Annotated in this window: 2 protein-coding genes; both read right to left on the reverse strand. The window is 62.4% G+C overall.

Going from position 1 to position 1,304, the window contains the following annotated elements; translation table 11 throughout:
• A partial coding sequence (locus B8991_RS20945) for a relaxase/mobilization nuclease domain-containing protein (protein WP_179141580.1) occupies positions 1–686 on the reverse strand: 686 nt, incomplete at its 3' end.
• A complete protein-coding gene (locus B8991_RS20950) occupies positions 676–1,272 on the reverse strand; it encodes a helix-turn-helix domain-containing protein (protein WP_143514709.1) in 597 nt (198 codons plus the stop codon). The genes B8991_RS20950 and B8991_RS20945, both read right to left, overlap by 11 nt.
• Between the last annotated feature and the right edge of the window lie 32 nt (positions 1,273–1,304).

Raw genomic sequence — 1,304 nt, forward strand, 5'->3', positions numbered from 1 at the left:
CTGGTCGTTGGCGCGCGGTGCACCAGACCTTTGTCAAACCGGCTCTCGGAGGCCATGTGGACGCCAAGCGCCTCGCCATGCGCAACCATCGCCTCCCGAAACCCCTGATAGGACATGTCCGTGCCCTGACGGAGTGTCAGCAACCGGTTGTCGCTGCCGCGCCGGTTAACGATCACATGCACATGCGGATGGTCGCGATCGGTGTGCAGCCCCGCGACGTAATCATATGTGACCGCGCCGGACTGGAACTTCTCTTCGCAGACCGCCTTGGAAATCGCGGCGACGTCATCGGGGCTGGTGCCGATCGGGTAGCTCAACAACAGATGGCTGGTATAGCCGGTCGAGGCCGTGCCCCACCAATCCACCGACCATTGCCGCGTGACCCGGTTCATATCCGTATTCGACAGCGTGTCCTGACCCTCATAGCGGCCCTGGGAATCCAGCACCCGCTCGGCTTTGGAAAACACATACTCCAGCTGGCCCTTGAGCCCCTTGCGGTCTGCGCAGCCGCCTTTCTTGATCAGCTTGAACACGGCGGACGGCCGCCCCGTAGTGGCCCGCACCAGGTTGCGCGACCTTGATCCGGCCCCGCGCCCATACCGGTTGTTGTAGCGATAGGATCCGCGCGCAGGCCGGTCGACCAGCCGCCCCATAATGGCATCGACTGGCGAGATCTCATAGCGCATCGGAACCCTCCGCAATCATCCGGGCCAGCACGTCTGACCGCTTCTGGCTGCGGCCCAGCAAGGCGACAAGCGCCCGGCGCAGCTCAATCACCTCGTCATGCAGCGCGTAGATCTGTGCCAACTCCCTGGCCGAAGGCTCCGCCCGCCCCAGCTTCTTCATCGACGCGCTCATGTCGCGGGCCACCTGATTGAGATTGCCCCCGGCCCGGTCAAACGATGCCTTCACCGCCGAGAGCTCGGTCGAAACCTCTCCATCAAATTCCGGAAAAGACAGTGCCGCGCGGATCACCGCGCGCAAAAACTCCGAGCGATTGCGAAACTTCAGACGCTGCACAGCCTCGTCTATGGCTGTCGCCTCCGTGTCAGAAACCCGCACCCCGACCATCGCAGTCGTCCGCCCCTCTTCGCTCAAAGCGACCCGTCGCCGCTCCATCCGGCTGACGGTCGAGCGATGGACACCAAAATCGCGGGCAATGTCGGCCTGGCTCACGCCCTGGCGGAGCAACCGGAAAATCTGGTCTCTTTGTTGAGCTTTCAGCTTCTTCATCGGTGCGTCACCGCCCGGCACATCATGTTGCGTTAACAATGCACATATCCTGCAATTGAAAGAATACGCCG

It is taken from the genome of Primorskyibacter flagellatus (genome assembly GCF_900176485.1).
GTDB classification, from domain to species: Bacteria; Pseudomonadota; Alphaproteobacteria; order Rhodobacterales; family Rhodobacteraceae; genus Primorskyibacter; species Primorskyibacter flagellatus.